Here is a 14,728-nt window from a genome sequence, read left to right as displayed (position 1 = left end):
GCCGCCGAGTGGCACACCGTGCACCCCGAGACGGGTGCCGCGGGTGCATGGTGTGCCACTCGGCGCCCGGCCGGCCGCACCGCGCCCGCCGAGCGCGGCGTACTCCGATCTGCGCCGTGGTCGGGCCCGCGCGGTGTCGCCGGGACTGTCAGGCGAGCAGCCGGGGATGGGCGGGGGCCGGGAACCGGGTGGAGAACCGCGCGTCGCCGAGGAACTCCCGCAGCCGCTGCGCCGCGTCCCGCACCTGCGCCCGCGCCCGGGCCGTGACCGGCGCGAGCAGCAGGGTCGCGATCTCGCCGTCCGGGCGCTGCACCCAGGTCCCGACGATGCGACCGTCCACCCAGACCGCCGGTCCGCCGTTGCCGTTGCGGTCGAACAGCTCCGGTGCCACCTCGGCGGGCAGGTACCAGCCGCGGGCCTTCCACCCCATCGTCGACGGGTCGAGGCTCGGCAGCAGCGCCACCGACGGCCCGGGGTCGGGGACCGGGTCCAGGTCGTCGGGGAGCAGGAACCCGGTGTCCCCGCCGTCGAGGGTCACCTCGACCGCACCGACGTCGGCCAGCGCCCTGGTGGTGGTGGCGACGGTCCAGCCCGCCCACCACTTCAGGTCGTCGCGGCGGACCGGGCCGAACGCCCGCAGGTGGGCGCGGGCCAGCCCGGCCGCGGCCGCGCGACGGGCGTCGCCGTCGGGGTCGGGTGCGGGGCCGATCCCGCCGGGGACCCAGGCGTCGGCCGCGGCCCAGCGGTACTGGCCGTTGACCCACGTCCCGAGCGGTCGGGTCCGCAGCACCCGGCCCTCGAACCCGAGCACCAGCAGCACCCGGGTGTGGGCGGGCTGCGGACCCCCGCCGGGCAGGACGAGCCGTTGCGCGGCGAGCCCGGGCAGGGACTTCGCGACGTCGCGGGCGGCGGTGGGGCCCCGTTCGGCGAGCACCGCCAGGACCTGGTCGGCGGCGTCGGCGTACCACGCCTCGGGGTCGTCGTGGCCGGCTGCTGCGGCCTGACGCAGCAGGTCACGACGCTGGACGGCGGCGACGTCGACGGTGGCGGCGTGGTGGGCCAGCGCGGCGTGGCCGCGGCCGAACACCCACAGCGTGCGACGCATCGCGTGGTGGCGCAGCAGGGTGCGGTCGGTGTGCAACGCGGCGTCGACCGGACCGAGTGACGGGGTCACCATCCGCGCGGCCGCCGACAGGTACACCGTCACCGGGTCGGTCGAGTGCAGTCCGACCAGGTCGTCGCTGATCGCGACGACGTCGTCGGTGCGGGTGTGCGGGGCGAGCCGGTGGCGGGTCACCAGCCGGGCGCGGCGCTCGTCGTCGGTCACGTGCCGGGTCACGCGCGAAGGGTGCCACGCAGCGCCCTCCGTGGGCGACCTCACTCCGGCGGAGTGGCGGGGCCGTGTCCGGGGCGCTGCGCCACCTGCAATTCTTTCTCCGTGCTCGCCGCGGTCCGCCCGGGACGATCGGCTCCGGAGCCGCGCCCGTGGGGGACGCGCCGGGGCCGCCACCGTGTGCCCGCAGCGCCGCCGCCGCGCTGGTCCGCCGCGGTGCTGCCCGCGGCCGCCGCCCTGCTCGCGGCGGGCGCGTTCGCGCTGGTCCGCGGGGCGCTGATCGACGACGCCTACATCACCCTCGCCTACGTCCGCACGCTCGCGCTGCACGGGGAGTGGGGCGTGTCGCCCGGCCTGCCCGCGAACAGCGCCACCTCCCCGCTGAACGTGCTGCTCCAGGCGGCGGTGACGCTCGTCGTCCGCGACGCCGTGGTCGCCGCCGGGATCGTGCTGGCCGGGCTGATGGCGCTGCTCACCCACTGGAGCGCGGGGACCGCCGCGGCGCTCGGGCTGCCCAGCTGGACGGCTGCGCTCCCGGCGCCGCTGCTGCTGGCGAACCCGCTGCTGCTGTCCACCGGGGGGCTCGAGACGTACCTGGCGGTCGTCCTGCTCGCCGGGCTCGCGCACGCCGCGGTCACCGGCCGCGCGCGCACCGCGGGCGTGCTGTGCGCGCTGCTCGTGCTCACCCGGCCGGACCTGGTCGTCGTCGCCGTGCTCGCGGTCGTCGCGGTTCCGGCGCTGCGCCGACGGCGGTGGGCGGTCGGCGCGGCGGCGTTCCTCGTCGCCGCGCCCTGGTACCTGTTCTCGTGGGTCGTGCTGGGCTCGTTCGTGCCGGACACGCTGCTGTGGAAGGTCGGCGACAGCTGGGGGCGTGACCACATCACCTTCGCGAACGGGCTGACGGTCTACGCCAGGGTGTTCCCGGTGGCGACCGTCCTCGCGCTGCTCCCGGCCGTCGCCGGGGTGGTGGGTGGTCTCGCCTGGGGGGCCGTGCGACGCCGGGGTCGGGCCGCGGTGACGGTCCTCGGGCTGGGTGCGGCGGTGCACGCGGCGGCGTTCGTCGTGATCGGGACGGCGCCCTACCACTGGTACTACGGCCCCGCGGTCGGTGCGCTGACGGTGCTGGCCGCGTGGTCGGTCGGCGCGCTGGCCCGACCGGTCCGGCGCGACGGGCCGGCCCCGCGCGCGGTCACGACCCTCTCGGCGGCGACGGCGACGCTGCTCACCGCCGTGCTGGCGGTGCTGGCGGTGGCGTCCGCCGCGTTCGACATCGGCCACGGGACGCCGTGGCGGCTCGCGCCGATCTCGACCAACCACGCCACGGCCGCCGAGTACGCGCGGGTCGCCTCCGGTCTGCACGGCACCGTGGTCAGCGCCGGCGAGCTGGGCGCACTCGCCTACTTCTGCGACCGGCGCTGCACGATCGACGACCCGCTGTCGGAACGGGCCCCGATGCTGACCCGGATCGCGGCCCGCCGCGCCGAGGCGGGCCCGGTCGCCTCGGTGCTCTACGACGTCAACTACCTGTTCCTGCGCCCCGCCCCGTACGAGCGCGGGACCACCCGGCTGGTGCACCGGGCCGGGCACCATCCGGACGGCGTCGACGTCGGGACGCCGTGGGCGGGTGCGGGGAACCTGCTCGTGGTCCCGGTGGGCTGAGGGGGCCTCGGAGCACCGCCGTACCCTGGGGACCATGCTCCGCCGCCTCGACCTGCGAGCCGAACCGCTGCCCCGTCCGGCCACCCTGCGCGCCGTGATGCCGCGCGCCGAGCTGGACATCGACGCCGCGCTGGAGCGCGCCCGCCCGCTGGTGGAGGACGTGCGCCATCGCGGCGCCGCCGCCGCGCTGGACGCCACCGAGCGCTTCGACCGGGTCCGCCCGGAGACCGTGCGGGTGCCGACCGCGGCGATCACCGAGGCGCTGCGCGACCTCGACCCGGACGTGCGCGCGGCGCTGGAGACCTCGATCGAGCGGGCCCGGATCGTGCACGCCGAGCAGCGCAGGCCCGACGTCGTCACCCAGGTCGTCCCCGGCGGCACGGTCACCGAGCGGTTCGTCCCGGTCCGGCGGGTCGGGCTCTACGCCCCGGGCGGGCTGGCGGTCTACCCGTCGAGCGTGGTCATGAACGTGGTCCCGGCACAGGCCGCGGGTGTGGAGTCCCTGGTCGTCGCCTCGCCGGCGCAGGCCGAGTTCGGCGGGCACCCGCACCCGACGATCCTCGCGGCGGCCGCGCTGCTCGGCGTCGACGAGGTGTGGGCCGTCGGTGGTGCCCAGTGCGTGGCGCTGCTGGCCTACGGCGGCACCGACACCGACGGTGCCGAGCTGGAGCCGGTCGACATGGTCACCGGCCCTGGCAACGTCTACGTCACCGCGGCGAAGCGGATGCTGCGCGGGCTGGTCGGGATCGACGCCGAGGCCGGCACCACCGAGATCGCGATCCTGGCCGACGACACCGCCGACCCCGCGCACGTCGCCGCCGACCTCATCTCGCAGGCCGAGCACGACCCGAACGCCGCGTCGGTGCTGGTCACGACGTCCGAGGCGCTGCTGGAGGCGGTCGAGGCGCAGCTGGAGACCCGGGTCGGCGCGACCAAGCACAGCGAGCGCGTGCGCACCGCGCTGACCGGCCCGCAGTCCGGGGTCATCCTGGTGTCCTCGACCGACGACGGGGTCGCCGTCGTCGACGCCTACGCCGCCGAGCACCTGGAGATCCAGACCGCCGACTCCGCGGGCGACGCGGCGAAGGTCCGCAACGCCGGCGCGATCTTCGTCGGGGCGCACTCGCCGGTGTCGCTGGGTGACTACTGCGCCGGGTCGAACCACGTGCTGCCGACCGGGGGCTGCGCGCGGCACTCCGGCGGGCTGTCGACGTCGACGTTCCTGCGCGGCATCCACGTCGTCGACTACGGCCGCGAGGCGCTGGCCGAGGTCGCCGACCGGGTCGTGACCCTGGCGAACGCCGAGGACCTGCCCGCGCACGGCGAGGCCGTCACCGCCCGGTTCGAGGCCCGCGCGTGACCGCGGGGGAGGGCGTGCGGCTGTCGGACCTGCCGCTGCGCGAGGACCTGCGCGGCAAGAGCCCGTACGGTGCGCCGCAGCTCGACGTCGCGGTGCGGCTCAACACCAACGAGAACCCGTACCCGCCGCCGCCGGAGCTGGTCGCCGACGTCGCGGCCTCTGTGGAGGACGCCGCCCGCGAGCTGCACCGGTACCCCGACCGCGACCTCGTCGCGCTGCGGGGCGACCTCGCCGCCTACCTGTCCCGGCAGACCGGGGTCGAGCTGACCACGGCGAACCTGTGGGCCGCGAACGGGTCCAACGAGATCCTCCAGCAGATCCTGCAGACCTTCGGCGGGCCCGGCCGGACGGCGCTGGGCTTCGTGCCCAGCTACTCGATGCACCCGCTCCTCGCCTCGGGCACGCAGACCGAGTTCGTCCCGGTCCCGCGCCGCGAGGACTTCACCCTCGACGTCGACGCGGCCGTCGCCGTCCTGGCGGAGAAGTCCCCGGACATCACGTTCGTGACCAGCCCGAACAACCCGACCGGGCAGTCGATCGCCCCGGCCGACCTGGCCCGGCTGGTCGACGCCGCGCCGGGGATGGTCGTCGTCGACGAGGCCTACGCCGAGTTCGCCGAGGCCACCGGCCGGCCGAGCGCCACCACCCTGCTGGCCACGCACGGCCACAAGCTGGTGGTGTCGCGGACGATGAGCAAGGCGTTCGCGTTCGCCGGGGGACGGCTGGGCTACCTCGCCGCCGCGCCTGCGGTGATCGACGCACTCCAGCTCGTGCGGCTGCCGTACCACCTGTCGGTGCTGTCGCAGGCCGCCGCGCGGGCCGCGTTGCGCCACGCCGAGGCCACCCTCGGCTCGGTGGCGCTGCTCGCCGCCGAGCGGGACCGGATCTCCGGCGAGCTGGCCGCCGCCGGCTACGACGTCGTGGCCTCCGACGCCAACTTCATCCTCTTCGGGCGCTTCGCCGACGCCGGCCGCGCCTGGAAGGGGTTCCTCGACCAGGGCGTGCTGATCCGCGACGTCGGCATCCCCGAGCGGCTGCGGGTCACCGTGGGCACTCCGGAGGAGAACGACGCGTTCCTCGCCGCCGCCACCGACCTCGCCACCCAGGAGCTGTTGTGAGCCGCATCGGACGCGTCGAGCGCGTCACCAAGGAGACCCGGATCGTCGTCGAGATCGACCTCGACGGCACCGGGCGCACCGACATCGCCACCAAGGTCCCGTTCTTCGACCACATGCTCGACGCGTTCGGCAAGCACGGCAGCTTCGACCTGTCCGTGCACGCCGAGGGCGACATCGAGATCGACTCCCACCACACCGTGGAGGACGTCGCGATCGTGCTGGGCCAGGCGATCCGGCAGGCGCTGGGGGACAAGAAGGGCATCCGCCGGTTCGGCGACGCCTGGATCCCGATGGACGAGGCCCTGGCCCAGGCCGTCGTCGACGTCTCCGGACGGCCCTACACCGTGTGCACCGGCGAGCCGGAGACGATGCGCGGCTTCGTCGTCGGCGGGCACTACCCGACGGTGCTGAACAAGCACGTGTTCGAGTCACTGGCCTTCCACGGGCACCTCGCGCTGCACGTGCGGGTGCTCGACGGCCGCGACCCGCACCACATCACCGAGGCCGAGTTCAAGGCCGTCGCCCGTGCGCTGCGGGCCGCGACCGAGTCCGACCCGAGGGTGACCGGGGTGCCGTCCACCAAGGGCGCCCTCTAGGGAATCCCCAGGGAATGTTGAGCCCTCAACCTTCGTTGGAGAGGGCATGACGAAGATCGGGTTCCTGTCGTTCGGGCACCATGGGGAGGTCCCCGGGTCCCGGACGCCCACCGCCGCCGACGCGCTGCGCCAGACCGTGGAGCTGGCACGCGCCGCGGAGGACATCGGCATCGACGGAGCCTTCGTGCGGGTGCACCACTTCGAGCGGCAGCTGGCCGCGCCGTTCCCGCTGCTCGCGGCGATCGCGGCGACCACCAGCCAGATCGAGATGGGCACCGGCGTGATCGACATGCGCTACGAGAACCCGCTCTACATGGCCGAGGAGGCCGCCGCGACCGACCTGCTGTCCGGCGGACGGCTGCAGCTCGGTGTGAGCCGGGGCGCGCCCGAGACCGCGCTGAACGGGTCCGAGGCGTTCGGCTACCGGCCGGGCGAGGGGCAGACCCACGCCGACCTCGCCCGGGCCAAGGCCGAGGTGTTCCTCGCCGCGATCCGCGGCGCCGGGGTGGCGCCCGCCGACCCGGCCCGCACCCGCGGCCGGCACGTCGCGCTCCCGGTGCAGCCACAGTCCCCGGGCCTGGCCGACCGCGTCTGGTGGGGCGCCGGCACCCGCGCCACCGCCGAGTGGGCCGCCGCCCAGGGCATGAACCTGCAGAGTTCCACGCTGCTCGGTGAGGACACCGGGGTGCCGTTCGACCGGCTGCAGGCCGAGCAGATCCTGCGCTACCGCGAGGCATGGGCGGCTGCCGGGCACGAACGCACTCCGCTGGTGTCGGTGTCGCGCAGTGTCATCCCGGTCACGACCGATCTCGACCGCTCCTACTTCGGCGAGCGCGGCGAGGACGACCAGGTCGGGATCCTCGACGGCGCCCTGTCCCGGTTCGGCCGAAGCTACGTCGGCGACCCGGACCGGGTCGCCGCCGAGCTCGCCGAGGACGCCGCCGTCCGCGAGGCGGACTACGTGCTGTTCACCGTGCCCAACCAGCTCGGCGTGGACCACAATGCGCACCTGCTCCGCTCGATCGCCGAGCAGGTCGCCCCGGCGATCGGCTGGGCACCGGCCGGTCACCGGGTGGGGGCGGTCCCCAGCAGATGAGGCGGGCGGAGCAGTGGCGCGGGCCGGCCGCCGAACTGCAGCGGGAGCAGGCTGCGCCCGGGATCAGCTCGTCGTGATCCGCGGCAGGAACCCCTCGGCGACGACGTCCCAATCCGCTCCGGGAGGACTGCTGGTCATCGCCAGGGCGGAGGCCGCACGCACCGTCTCCGCGAGTCCTGGGTCGATGCCGGCGTCGCGGCTGGAGGCCACGACGTGTTCCAGGAACGACAGGCACATGTCGAGGCGGGCCTGTCCGGAGTCGTACCGGCGGCTCCCGATCGACGTCGTCAGGTCGGCCAGTGACGCCCCCAACGTCGTGACGATCCCCTGCGCGTAGGGCAGGAACCGGTGCGGGGCGATGCCGTTCGCGGCGGCGAGGGCAGTGGCGTGCAGATGGGCGTACATGCCGGCGAAGTAGATGTCGAGCATCGCCAGGTCCAGGGCCGGGGGAACGGTGTGGTCCCCACCGACCACGTCGCTGGTGCCGCGCATCGCGGCGGACAGCGGGGCGAGCCGCTCGAGGTCTGCCGGGTCCCCGGCGTAGAGCACGACGCAGTGCTCGGTCCCGACCATCGGGGTCGGCACCATGACCGCGCCGGTGACGTACCGCACGCCGAGTCCGGCCGCCTGTCTGGCCGACTCGGCAGCCTCCACCGGGGTCCCCGTCGAGAGGTTCACGACGACCCGCCCCGCCACGTGCCGGGCGACCTGATCGAGCACGGCGCGGCTCGCGGAGTGGTCACGGACGCACAGCACCACGAGGTCCGCCCCCGTCACCGCCGTGGCGGCCGATGCCTCGACGTCGATGCCCCCGTGCGGCAGGGCCTTCGGTGTGCGGTTCCAGGCGCGGACCCGGCGCCCGTCGGCGGCGAGAGCTCCGGCGATCGCCGCGCCCATGGCGCCGAGGCCGAGAACGGATACGGTCGTGGTGGCGTTCGTGTCGGTCATGCAGACATGCTCGGCGGGCGCACCGGGCGCGGTCCAGAACGCACAAGATCGTGGGTACCGGCCCCGAGGTGAGCGAGGCGCGATGAGCAGGTCGGATCGGCAGTGCGGCGTGAACGTGGTCTTCGACCTCGTCGGCTCCAAGTGGAAGCCCACGATCCTGTGGCGCCTCGACCAGGGCGAGCACCGGTTCGTAGAACTCCGCCGCGCCATCGTCGGAGTGTCGGAGAAGGTCCTGACCGATCAGCTGCGTGAGCTCGAGCGCGACGGCCTCGTCATCCGCACCGCGGGCGACGGGTTCCCGCTCCGGGTCGACTACCGGCTCAGCGAGGAGGGTGCCGAGCTCAACGCCCTTCTCGACCCGCTCGCGGTGTGGGGCGACCTGCGGACCTCCCAGGAGCCGCGCCCCGACGCGACGATTCCCACCACCTGACCCAGCTGCCCGTTCGGCGACGTACCCCGCGGCTCGCCGCGTTCTCCGGGCGGCCCCCGAGTCGGCCACGCGGCGGGGTGCCCGGCACCCGCGACGCACCGGGCCCGCCGGGGTGGCGCGGGCCGTCCGGGGCCGGGCATCAGCCCGCCGACCGCAGCCAGGCCAGCACCGCCAGCACCCGGCGGTGGCCGGGGGCGTCCGCGGGCAGGTCGAGCTTGGTGAACACCGACCGGACGTGCTTGTGCACCGCGGCGTCGGACAGCACCAGCGCCGCGGCGACCTCGGTGTTGGAGCGGCCCTGCGCCATCAGGTCGAGGACCTCGCGTTCACGCGGGGACAGCCGCGCGACCGGGTCGCGCCGACGGCGCACCAGCCGGGCCACCACCTCGGGATCCAGCACCGTCCCGCCCGCGCCGACCCGTTCGACGGCGGCGACGAACCCGGCCACGTCGGCCACCCGGTCCTTCAGCAGGTAACCGACACCGGTGCCGTCGCCGGTGTCGAGCAGCTCCTCCGCGGCGACCGGTGCGACCACCTGGGACAGCACCAGCACGGGCAGCCCGGGGTCGGCGCGCCGCAGCTCCACCGCGGCGCGCAGCCCGCTGGCCGGTCCCGCGGGCATCCGGACGTCGGTCAGGACCAGGTCGGGCCGGTCGGCCCGGACCGCCGCCAGCAGAGCCGGTGCGTCGCCGACCGCGTCGACGACGGTGTGGGAGAACCGCGTCAGCACCCCGACGATCCCGTCGCGCACCAGCACGGAGTCCTCGGCGACGGTCACCCGCACGGCAGCTCCACCCGCAGGAGCGTCGGCCCGCCCGCCGGGCTGGACAGCCGCAGCCGGCCGCCGGCGAGGGCGACCCGCTCGGCGAGCCCGGACAGCCCGGTCCCGCCCGCCGGGTCGGCGCCGCCCCGGCCGTCGTCGCGGACCTCCAGGACGAGCTGGTCGGCGTGCCGGCCCCCGCCGATCGAGGCGGAGGTGGCGCCGCTGTGGCGGGCGATGTTGGTCAGCGCCTCGGTGAGTACGAAGTACGCGGTCCCGGCGACGGCCGGCGGCAGCTCGGCCGGCAGGTGCAGGTCCACCTCGACCGGCACCGGGCAGCGCCGGGCCCGGTCCGCGACGGCCACGGCGAGCCCGTTGTCGGCCAGCGTCGCCGGGTCGAGGCCGCGCACCAGGTCACGCAGCTCGGTCAGCGCCAGCCCGAGCTCGTCGCGGGCGCTGTCGAGCCGTGCCGCGCAGGCCGAGCCGTCGACGGCGTCGAGGCGGGCGAGTCCGAGGGTCACCCCGAGCGCGACGAGCCGTTGCTGGGCGCCGTCGTGCAGGTCCCGCTCGATCCGGGCCCGTTCGGTCGAGAACGCGCCCAGCAGCCGCCGGGTCGCGACGTCGGACAGGTCGGGGCCCAGCTCGGTGCCGCGCGGTCCGAGCACGGTGCGGGTCAGCGTCGCCCGCGCCCCGGCCCACGCGGTGACCGTCCAGGGGGTGGCGACGAGCAGCAGGACCCCGGGCGCGACCAGTGGCCAGGTGGACGGGTCGTCGGCGGCGGAGGTGAACAGCAGCACCGGCAGGACCAGGGAGAAGCCGAGGACTCCGGCGTCGAGCGCGGCGAGGCCGGTGGCGGCGAGCAGCGCGAATCCGATCTCCCGCCAGACCAGCGGGGTCCGCCACCGCTGCGCCGACCACCAGCGGCCGGGCCGAGGGGACGGATCCGGCAGGGGCGCGGTGTCCACCAGCCACAGCCGCGACCGTTCCAGCGCCGCGATCGGCCGCCCGGCCAGGCACGCCGCCGTGACCAGCAGGAGCGCGATCGCGGTCGCGACCCATGGGCCGCCCAGCACGAGCCCGGAGGCCCAGATCCCGGCGACGCCGACGAGCCCGGCCCCGAGCATCGTCCCGGTCAGGAGGAAAGCCAGCGACCGCCACGGCCAGGCCGTCGCGAGGAACCGCAGCGGCTGCTGGTCCAGCGCCTGCCAGGCCGTCACGATCCGCACGTCCCGCAACCTAGCCCGCCGTGCGAGCCGGGCGCGGTAACGCAGGCACTACCCCGGAACTCCCGTCGAGGTGACCGCGTGGGACCGGGCCCGGGCCGTCCACTGGGGCCCATGCCGACCACGACCATCGAGCTCCACGACCTGCACCACGTCCACCGGCCCCGCGGTGCGCCCCCGGTCCGCGCGCTCGCCGGGGTGTCGCTCGCCCCGCGACCCGGGACGGTCACCGCGATCATGGGTCCGTCGGGGTCGGGGAAGTCGACCCTGCTGCACTGCGCCGCCGGGCTGCTCGTCCCCGCCTCCGGCCGCGTGCTGCTCGGCGGTGTCGATCTGACGGCGTTGTCCGAGCGGCGACGCACGCTGGCCCGCCGGGAGCGCACCGCCGTCGTGTTCCAGGCCTTCAACCTGGTCGCCGCGCTGACCGCGGCCCAGAACGTCGCACTGCCCGCGCGGCTCGCCGGCGGTCGGGTGGGTACCCGCGCGGTCGTCGCCGCCCTCGACGAGGTCGGCCTGGCTGACCGGGCCGGGCACCGTCCGGCCCGGCTGTCCGGCGGGCAGCAGCAGCGCGTCGCGATCGCGCGCGCCCTGCTCACCCGGCCCGCGGTGCTGTTCGCCGACGAGCCGACCGGCGCGCTCGACTCGGCCGCGTCCACCGGGGTCCTGGGACTGCTCCGCCACTGCGCCGTCGACCGGGGCGCGACGACGCTGATGGTCACCCACGACCCGGCTGCCGCGGCCTGGGCCGACGAGGTGGTGGTACTGGGCGACGGGCGCCTCGTCGACCGGTTCCCGGTGCCCGGCCCGCCGGGGGACCGGCAGGCCGCCGCCGCCATCGCGCACCGCCTCACCGGACCCGCTGTCCCGGCCCCGGACGGCGTCCGATGATCGCCGTCGCGAGTGTGCGCGGCCGGTGGCGGGAGCTGCTCGCCGCGGTCCTCGCCGTCGCCGTCGGGGTCGGGTTGCTCGGGGCGGTGCTGCTCGCCGCGGCCGCGTCCCGCCCGGGGGTCCAGGAGCGCCTCGCGGCCACCTCGGCGCTGGTCGTCGCCCCGCCGGTCGTGACGTCGACGACCCCGCGCTCGCACGGGCGGATCCCGTGGAGCGGCCCGGTCGTCGACGCCCTCGCCGACCGCCTGGCCGCGTCGCCCGGCACGACCGCGGTGCCCGACCGATCGTTCCCCGCGGTCGCCCTGCCCGGCGGACGACCGGTCGGTGACCCCGACGACCTGGAGGGCGGTCACGGCGTCGCCTCGCTCGTCCTCGGCGGGTACCGCGTCACGGCGGGGGAGCGTCCGCGGGGCCCTGGCGACGTGCTCGTCCCCCGCACGCTCGGGGTCGGCCCGGGCGACCGGCTCGCGGTGCAGTTCGCCGACACGGTCCGCACGATGCGCGTCTCCGGCACGACGGACGGTCCCGGCCTCTGGGTGGACGACGCCGAGGCCGCCCGGCTCGCCCCGGGTGTGCGGACGATCGGCGTGCTCGGCGCGGTCCCGCCGGCGCCGCCGGACACGACCGTCCTGACCGGCGACGACCGCGCGGCCGTCGAGCCGGTCCAGGAGGCCCGCGTGCGCTGGCGCGGCGACCAGCTCCTCGCCGCTCTCGCGCTGCTCACCGCGGTCACGACCGTCGTCGTGGTCGGTGCCGCGCTGTCGACGGCCGTCGCGGGGCGCCGCCGCGAGCTGGGCCTGCTCCGCGCCGCCGGCGCGCTGCCCGGCCGGGTGCGCCGCCTGGTGCTCGGCGAGTCGGCACTGGTGGGGCTCCTCGGTGCGGCGGCGGGCACGGTCCTCGCGGTCGTCTCGGCCGCTCCGCTGCACGCCGTCCTCGTCGCCACCGACGCCGCGCGGCCGGCACCGGTGCCTGCCGCCGCCGGGCCGCTCGCCGCTGGGCCGCCGCCGGCGTGCTGCTCGCGGTCACCGGGGGGCTCGCCGCGGCGCGCCGGGCGGTCCGGGCGGCGCCGCTGGACGTCGTGCACGGCACCGGTCCCGGACGTGGGTCGGCGCGAGGCCGCCTCCTCGGCGGGGTGGTCGCGCTCGCCGCCGGGGTGCTGCTCGCGGTTCGGACGGCGGCAGCCATCGGCGACGGCCGGGTCGGGCTCGCCCTCGCGACCGGTGCCGCGCTGGTGGGCGCGGCCGCGCTGCTCGCTCCGGCCCTGGTCGGGCTGCTCGCGCGGGTCGGCCCCGCTCGTCCGGGCGGCCGGGTCACCGCGATGCTGGTGCGCGCCGAGCTCGCGGCGAACCCGGCGAGGGCCGGCGCGGTCGTCGCACCGGTGGTCGTCGCGGTCGGGTTCGCGGTGCTGCTCGGCGGGCTCGTCGCGACCTCCGCCGACGCGTATCCGGCCCAGCGGACCGCACAGCTCGCCGGGCAGGTGACCGTGGAACGCGACGGCACGCCCGGCCTGCCCGACGACGTCGCCCGCACCCTCGCCGTCCCCGGCGCCCGGATCCCGCTGCCGACCGTGCTCGTCGTCCCCGGACGTGCGGGACCGACCGCCGTCGACGCCGTCGGGACCGCCGACCCCGGCCTGGTCCGGCCGGGTGAGGTGGTCCTGTCCGTCCCGGCGGCCGACGCGCTCGGCCTCGCCCCGGGCGGGTTCCTCGACGCCCGCTTCGCCGACGGCACCGTCGCGGGGCTGCGGGTCACCCGGGTCCTGCCGCCCGACGAACGGCGCGGGGACGTCGTCGTCGACCGGTCCCAGGTCCGCGCCCACGATCCGGCCGCGATGACCCGCACCGCGTTCCTGCCCGCCGGAGCGGTGCCCGGCCCGCTCCCGCCCGAGGTCGCGGTGCGCGACGCGGCTGCCTACGCCGCGCAGGAGTACGCGGTGGACGCCCGGCTGACCGACACCCTGGCCGCCCTGCTGGTCACGGTGTCCTCCGGCTACGGCGCGCTCGCGGTCGCCGCGGGGGCGCGGGCGGCGGCACGCATCCGGCGGACCGACCTGGCGGCGCTGGTCGCGGCCGGCGCGACCCGCCGCCGGGTCGCCACGACCGTCGCCGCGGAGAACGGTGTGGCGGCGACCCTGGGCGCCGTCCTCGGGGTCGCGGTGTCGCTCCCGCCGCTGGCCGCCGTGGCGTCGGGGCTGTCCGCGGCGACGGGGACGGCGGTCGGTCCGGTGCTCGACACGGCCGTCACCTCGGCCGCGGCCGGTCTCTGCGTGTTGGTCGCCGTCGTCGCGGGTGGGGTGGGCGCCGCCACCACGAGGTGAGGGCACGTCCCGGTGCGGCTCGACCGGGGGCGCCGGCCGGCGGGCGGCAGAGTGCGAGGTCAGCCGAGGAGCCGTCGCGCATTGGCGGTGGTCAGCTCGCGCCAGCCGCGGCCGTCCGCGGCCGGAGGAGCGGTGTCGAGCGAGGCGACCTGGGCGCGCACGGCCGCGGCCGGTGTCCAGCACGAGTCGCTGTCGTAGACCAGCCGTTCCACTCCGACGGTGCGCTCCAGGGCCGGGACCTGGTGCGGGAACGGGGTCCCGGCGGTGTCGAACCAGAGGGACCGCAGCTGGTCGGACGCCGGGGCGCCCCCGCCGTCGCCGAACGCCGTGCGGAACAGCTCGATCCGGTCGGCGAGGGCGGGCGGCGCACCGCCGCAGTGCGTGGCGATCCACCGGACACCGGGGAACCGGGTGAGGGTTCCGGACAGCATGAGATCGGTGTAGGTGCGGGCGGTGTCGAACACGAACTCCAGCATCGGTCGGGGTCGACCGGCGGTCAGCTCCGCCGCGTGCGGCGGCGAGGTGGGGTGGACGAGCACCACCGCCCGACGCCGGTCCAGCTCCGCCCACAGGGGCGCGAACGCGGGATCCCCGAGATACCTGCCGTGGGCGTTGGTCTCGACGGTCACACCGTCGCTGCCGAGCTCGTCGAGGGCGTGGACGGCCTCGGCCAGCGCTCCGTCCACGTCGGGCAACGGCAACGAGGCGAGGTGCCCGAACCGGTCCGGGTGGTCGGCGCGCAGGGATGCGCCGGCCTCGTTCACCTCGCGGGACAGGCGTCGGGCGGCCCGGGCGTCCCCGAAGTGGGTCCCCGGCGAGGAGACGGACAGCAGGGACGTGGTGATCCCGCACTCGTCCATGAGCGCCAGGTGGCGAGCCGGGTCCCAGTCCGGCCATCCCGGCATGCCGTCGGGGCTGGTGTGCCCGGCCGACCGGGCGGCCTTGACGTAGGACGGGGTGAGGAAGTGGGAGTGCAGGTCGATCAGGGTCATCGGGGCCC

General features: G+C 76.4%; 14 protein-coding genes. 9 read left to right on the top strand and 5 right to left on the bottom strand.

Going from position 1 to position 14,728, the window contains the following annotated elements:
• Window positions 1-148 precede the first annotated feature (148 nt).
• A complete protein-coding gene (locus tag XF36_RS15590) occupies window positions 149-1,339 on the bottom strand; it encodes a winged helix DNA-binding domain-containing protein (protein WP_060712550.1) in 1,191 nt (396 codons plus the stop codon).
• A gap of 174 nt (window positions 1,340-1,513) precedes the next feature.
• On the opposite strand from XF36_RS15590, the gene XF36_RS15585 reads away from it, so the two are divergent.
• The 5 genes from XF36_RS15585 to XF36_RS15565 are packed head-to-tail and all read left to right on the top strand — an operon-like array spanning window position 1,514 to window position 7,162.
• The gene (locus XF36_RS15585) at window positions 1,514-2,992 is read left to right on the top strand and encodes a hypothetical protein (RefSeq protein ID WP_168169525.1); all 1,479 of its coding nucleotides are present in this window, start codon (window positions 1,514-1,516) and stop codon (window positions 2,990-2,992) included.
• 34 nt (window positions 2,993-3,026) lie between these two features.
• Complete coding sequence (hisD, locus tag XF36_RS15580) at window positions 3,027-4,352, top strand: histidinol dehydrogenase (protein ID WP_060712548.1); 1,326 nt, start codon at window positions 3,027-3,029, stop codon at window positions 4,350-4,352.
• Window positions 4,349-5,470, top strand: a complete 1,122-nt coding sequence (locus tag XF36_RS15575; RefSeq protein WP_060712547.1) for a histidinol-phosphate transaminase — start codon at window positions 4,349-4,351, stop codon at window positions 5,468-5,470. The genes hisD and XF36_RS15575 overlap by 4 nt, the downstream gene beginning before the upstream one ends.
• On the top strand, window positions 5,467-6,066 hold the full coding sequence (hisB, locus tag XF36_RS15570) for an imidazoleglycerol-phosphate dehydratase HisB (protein WP_060712546.1): 600 nt from the start codon (window positions 5,467-5,469) through the stop codon (window positions 6,064-6,066). The genes XF36_RS15575 and hisB overlap by 4 nt, the downstream gene beginning before the upstream one ends.
• Before the next feature lie 46 nt (window positions 6,067-6,112).
• On the top strand, window positions 6,113-7,162 hold the full coding sequence (locus tag XF36_RS15565; protein WP_060712545.1) for an LLM class flavin-dependent oxidoreductase: 1,050 nt from the start codon (window positions 6,113-6,115) through the stop codon (window positions 7,160-7,162).
• Window positions 7,163-7,225: 63 nt separating this feature from the next.
• On the opposite strand, the gene XF36_RS15560 is transcribed toward XF36_RS15565, so the two are convergent.
• Window positions 7,226-8,110, bottom strand: coding sequence for an NAD(P)-binding domain-containing protein (locus XF36_RS15560; protein ID WP_060712544.1), 885 nt, complete (start codon window positions 8,108-8,110; stop codon window positions 7,226-7,228).
• A gap of 82 nt (window positions 8,111-8,192) precedes the next feature.
• Between XF36_RS15560 and XF36_RS15555 the strand changes: the two genes are divergently transcribed.
• Complete coding sequence (locus XF36_RS15555; RefSeq protein ID WP_193393972.1) at window positions 8,193-8,540, top strand: winged helix-turn-helix transcriptional regulator; 348 nt, start codon at window positions 8,193-8,195, stop codon at window positions 8,538-8,540.
• Window positions 8,541-8,679: 139 nt separating this feature from the next.
• On the opposite strand, the gene XF36_RS15550 is transcribed toward XF36_RS15555, so the two are convergent.
• Window positions 8,680-9,324, bottom strand: a complete 645-nt coding sequence (locus XF36_RS15550) for a response regulator (RefSeq protein ID WP_060712542.1) — start codon at window positions 9,322-9,324, stop codon at window positions 8,680-8,682.
• Window positions 9,315-10,526: a sensor histidine kinase gene (locus XF36_RS15545; protein ID WP_060712541.1), complete on the bottom strand. Its 1,212-nt coding sequence runs from the start codon at window positions 10,524-10,526 to the stop codon at window positions 9,315-9,317. Before XF36_RS15545 ends, XF36_RS15550 begins: the two co-directional genes overlap by 10 nt.
• A 111-nt stretch (window positions 10,527-10,637) precedes the next feature.
• On the opposite strand from XF36_RS15545, the gene XF36_RS15540 reads away from it, so the two are divergent.
• The 3 genes from XF36_RS15540 to XF36_RS32480 are packed head-to-tail and all read left to right on the top strand — an operon-like array spanning window position 10,638 to window position 13,728.
• Entirely contained in the window at window positions 10,638-11,411 is a 774-nt protein-coding gene (locus XF36_RS15540; RefSeq protein WP_082375443.1) for an ABC transporter ATP-binding protein, read from the top strand.
• Window positions 11,408-12,892, top strand: a complete 1,485-nt coding sequence (locus XF36_RS15535; protein WP_060712540.1) for an FtsX-like permease family protein — start codon at window positions 11,408-11,410, stop codon at window positions 12,890-12,892. Before XF36_RS15540 ends, XF36_RS15535 begins: the two co-directional genes overlap by 4 nt.
• A complete protein-coding gene (locus XF36_RS32480; protein ID WP_168169524.1) occupies window positions 12,790-13,728 on the top strand; it encodes a hypothetical protein in 939 nt (312 codons plus the stop codon). Before XF36_RS15535 ends, XF36_RS32480 begins: the two co-directional genes overlap by 103 nt.
• 59 nt (window positions 13,729-13,787) lie before the next feature.
• On the opposite strand, the gene XF36_RS15530 is transcribed toward XF36_RS32480, so the two are convergent.
• Window positions 13,788-14,720, bottom strand: a complete 933-nt coding sequence (locus tag XF36_RS15530) for an amidohydrolase family protein (RefSeq protein WP_060714732.1) — start codon at window positions 14,718-14,720, stop codon at window positions 13,788-13,790.
• Between the last annotated feature and the right edge of the window lie 8 nt (window positions 14,721-14,728).

The sequence above is a fragment of the Pseudonocardia sp. HH130629-09 genome (genome assembly GCF_001294645.1).
GTDB lineage: Bacteria > Actinomycetota > Actinomycetes > Mycobacteriales > Pseudonocardiaceae > Pseudonocardia.
This window is presented reverse-complemented; position numbering and strand designations above follow the sequence as displayed.

Coding starts and splice junctions, on each gene's coding strand:
- XF36_RS15565 (WP_060712545.1), top strand. CDS start 6,113: ATGACGAAGATCGGGTTCCTGTCGTTCGGGCACCATGGGGAGGTCCCC.
- XF36_RS15535 (WP_060712540.1), top strand. CDS start 11,408: ATGATCGCCGTCGCGAGTGTGCGCGGCCGGTGGCGGGAGCTGCTCGCC.
- XF36_RS15560 (WP_060712544.1), bottom strand. CDS start 8,110: ATGACCGACACGAACGCCACCACGACCGTATCCGTTCTCGGCCTCGGC.
- XF36_RS15555 (WP_193393972.1), top strand. CDS start 8,193: ATGAGCAGGTCGGATCGGCAGTGCGGCGTGAACGTGGTCTTCGACCTC.
- XF36_RS15540 (WP_082375443.1), top strand. CDS start 10,638: ATGCCGACCACGACCATCGAGCTCCACGACCTGCACCACGTCCACCGG.
- XF36_RS15530 (WP_060714732.1), bottom strand. CDS start 14,720: ATGACCCTGATCGACCTGCACTCCCACTTCCTCACCCCGTCCTACGTC.
- hisD (WP_060712548.1), top strand. CDS start 3,027: ATGCTCCGCCGCCTCGACCTGCGAGCCGAACCGCTGCCCCGTCCGGCC.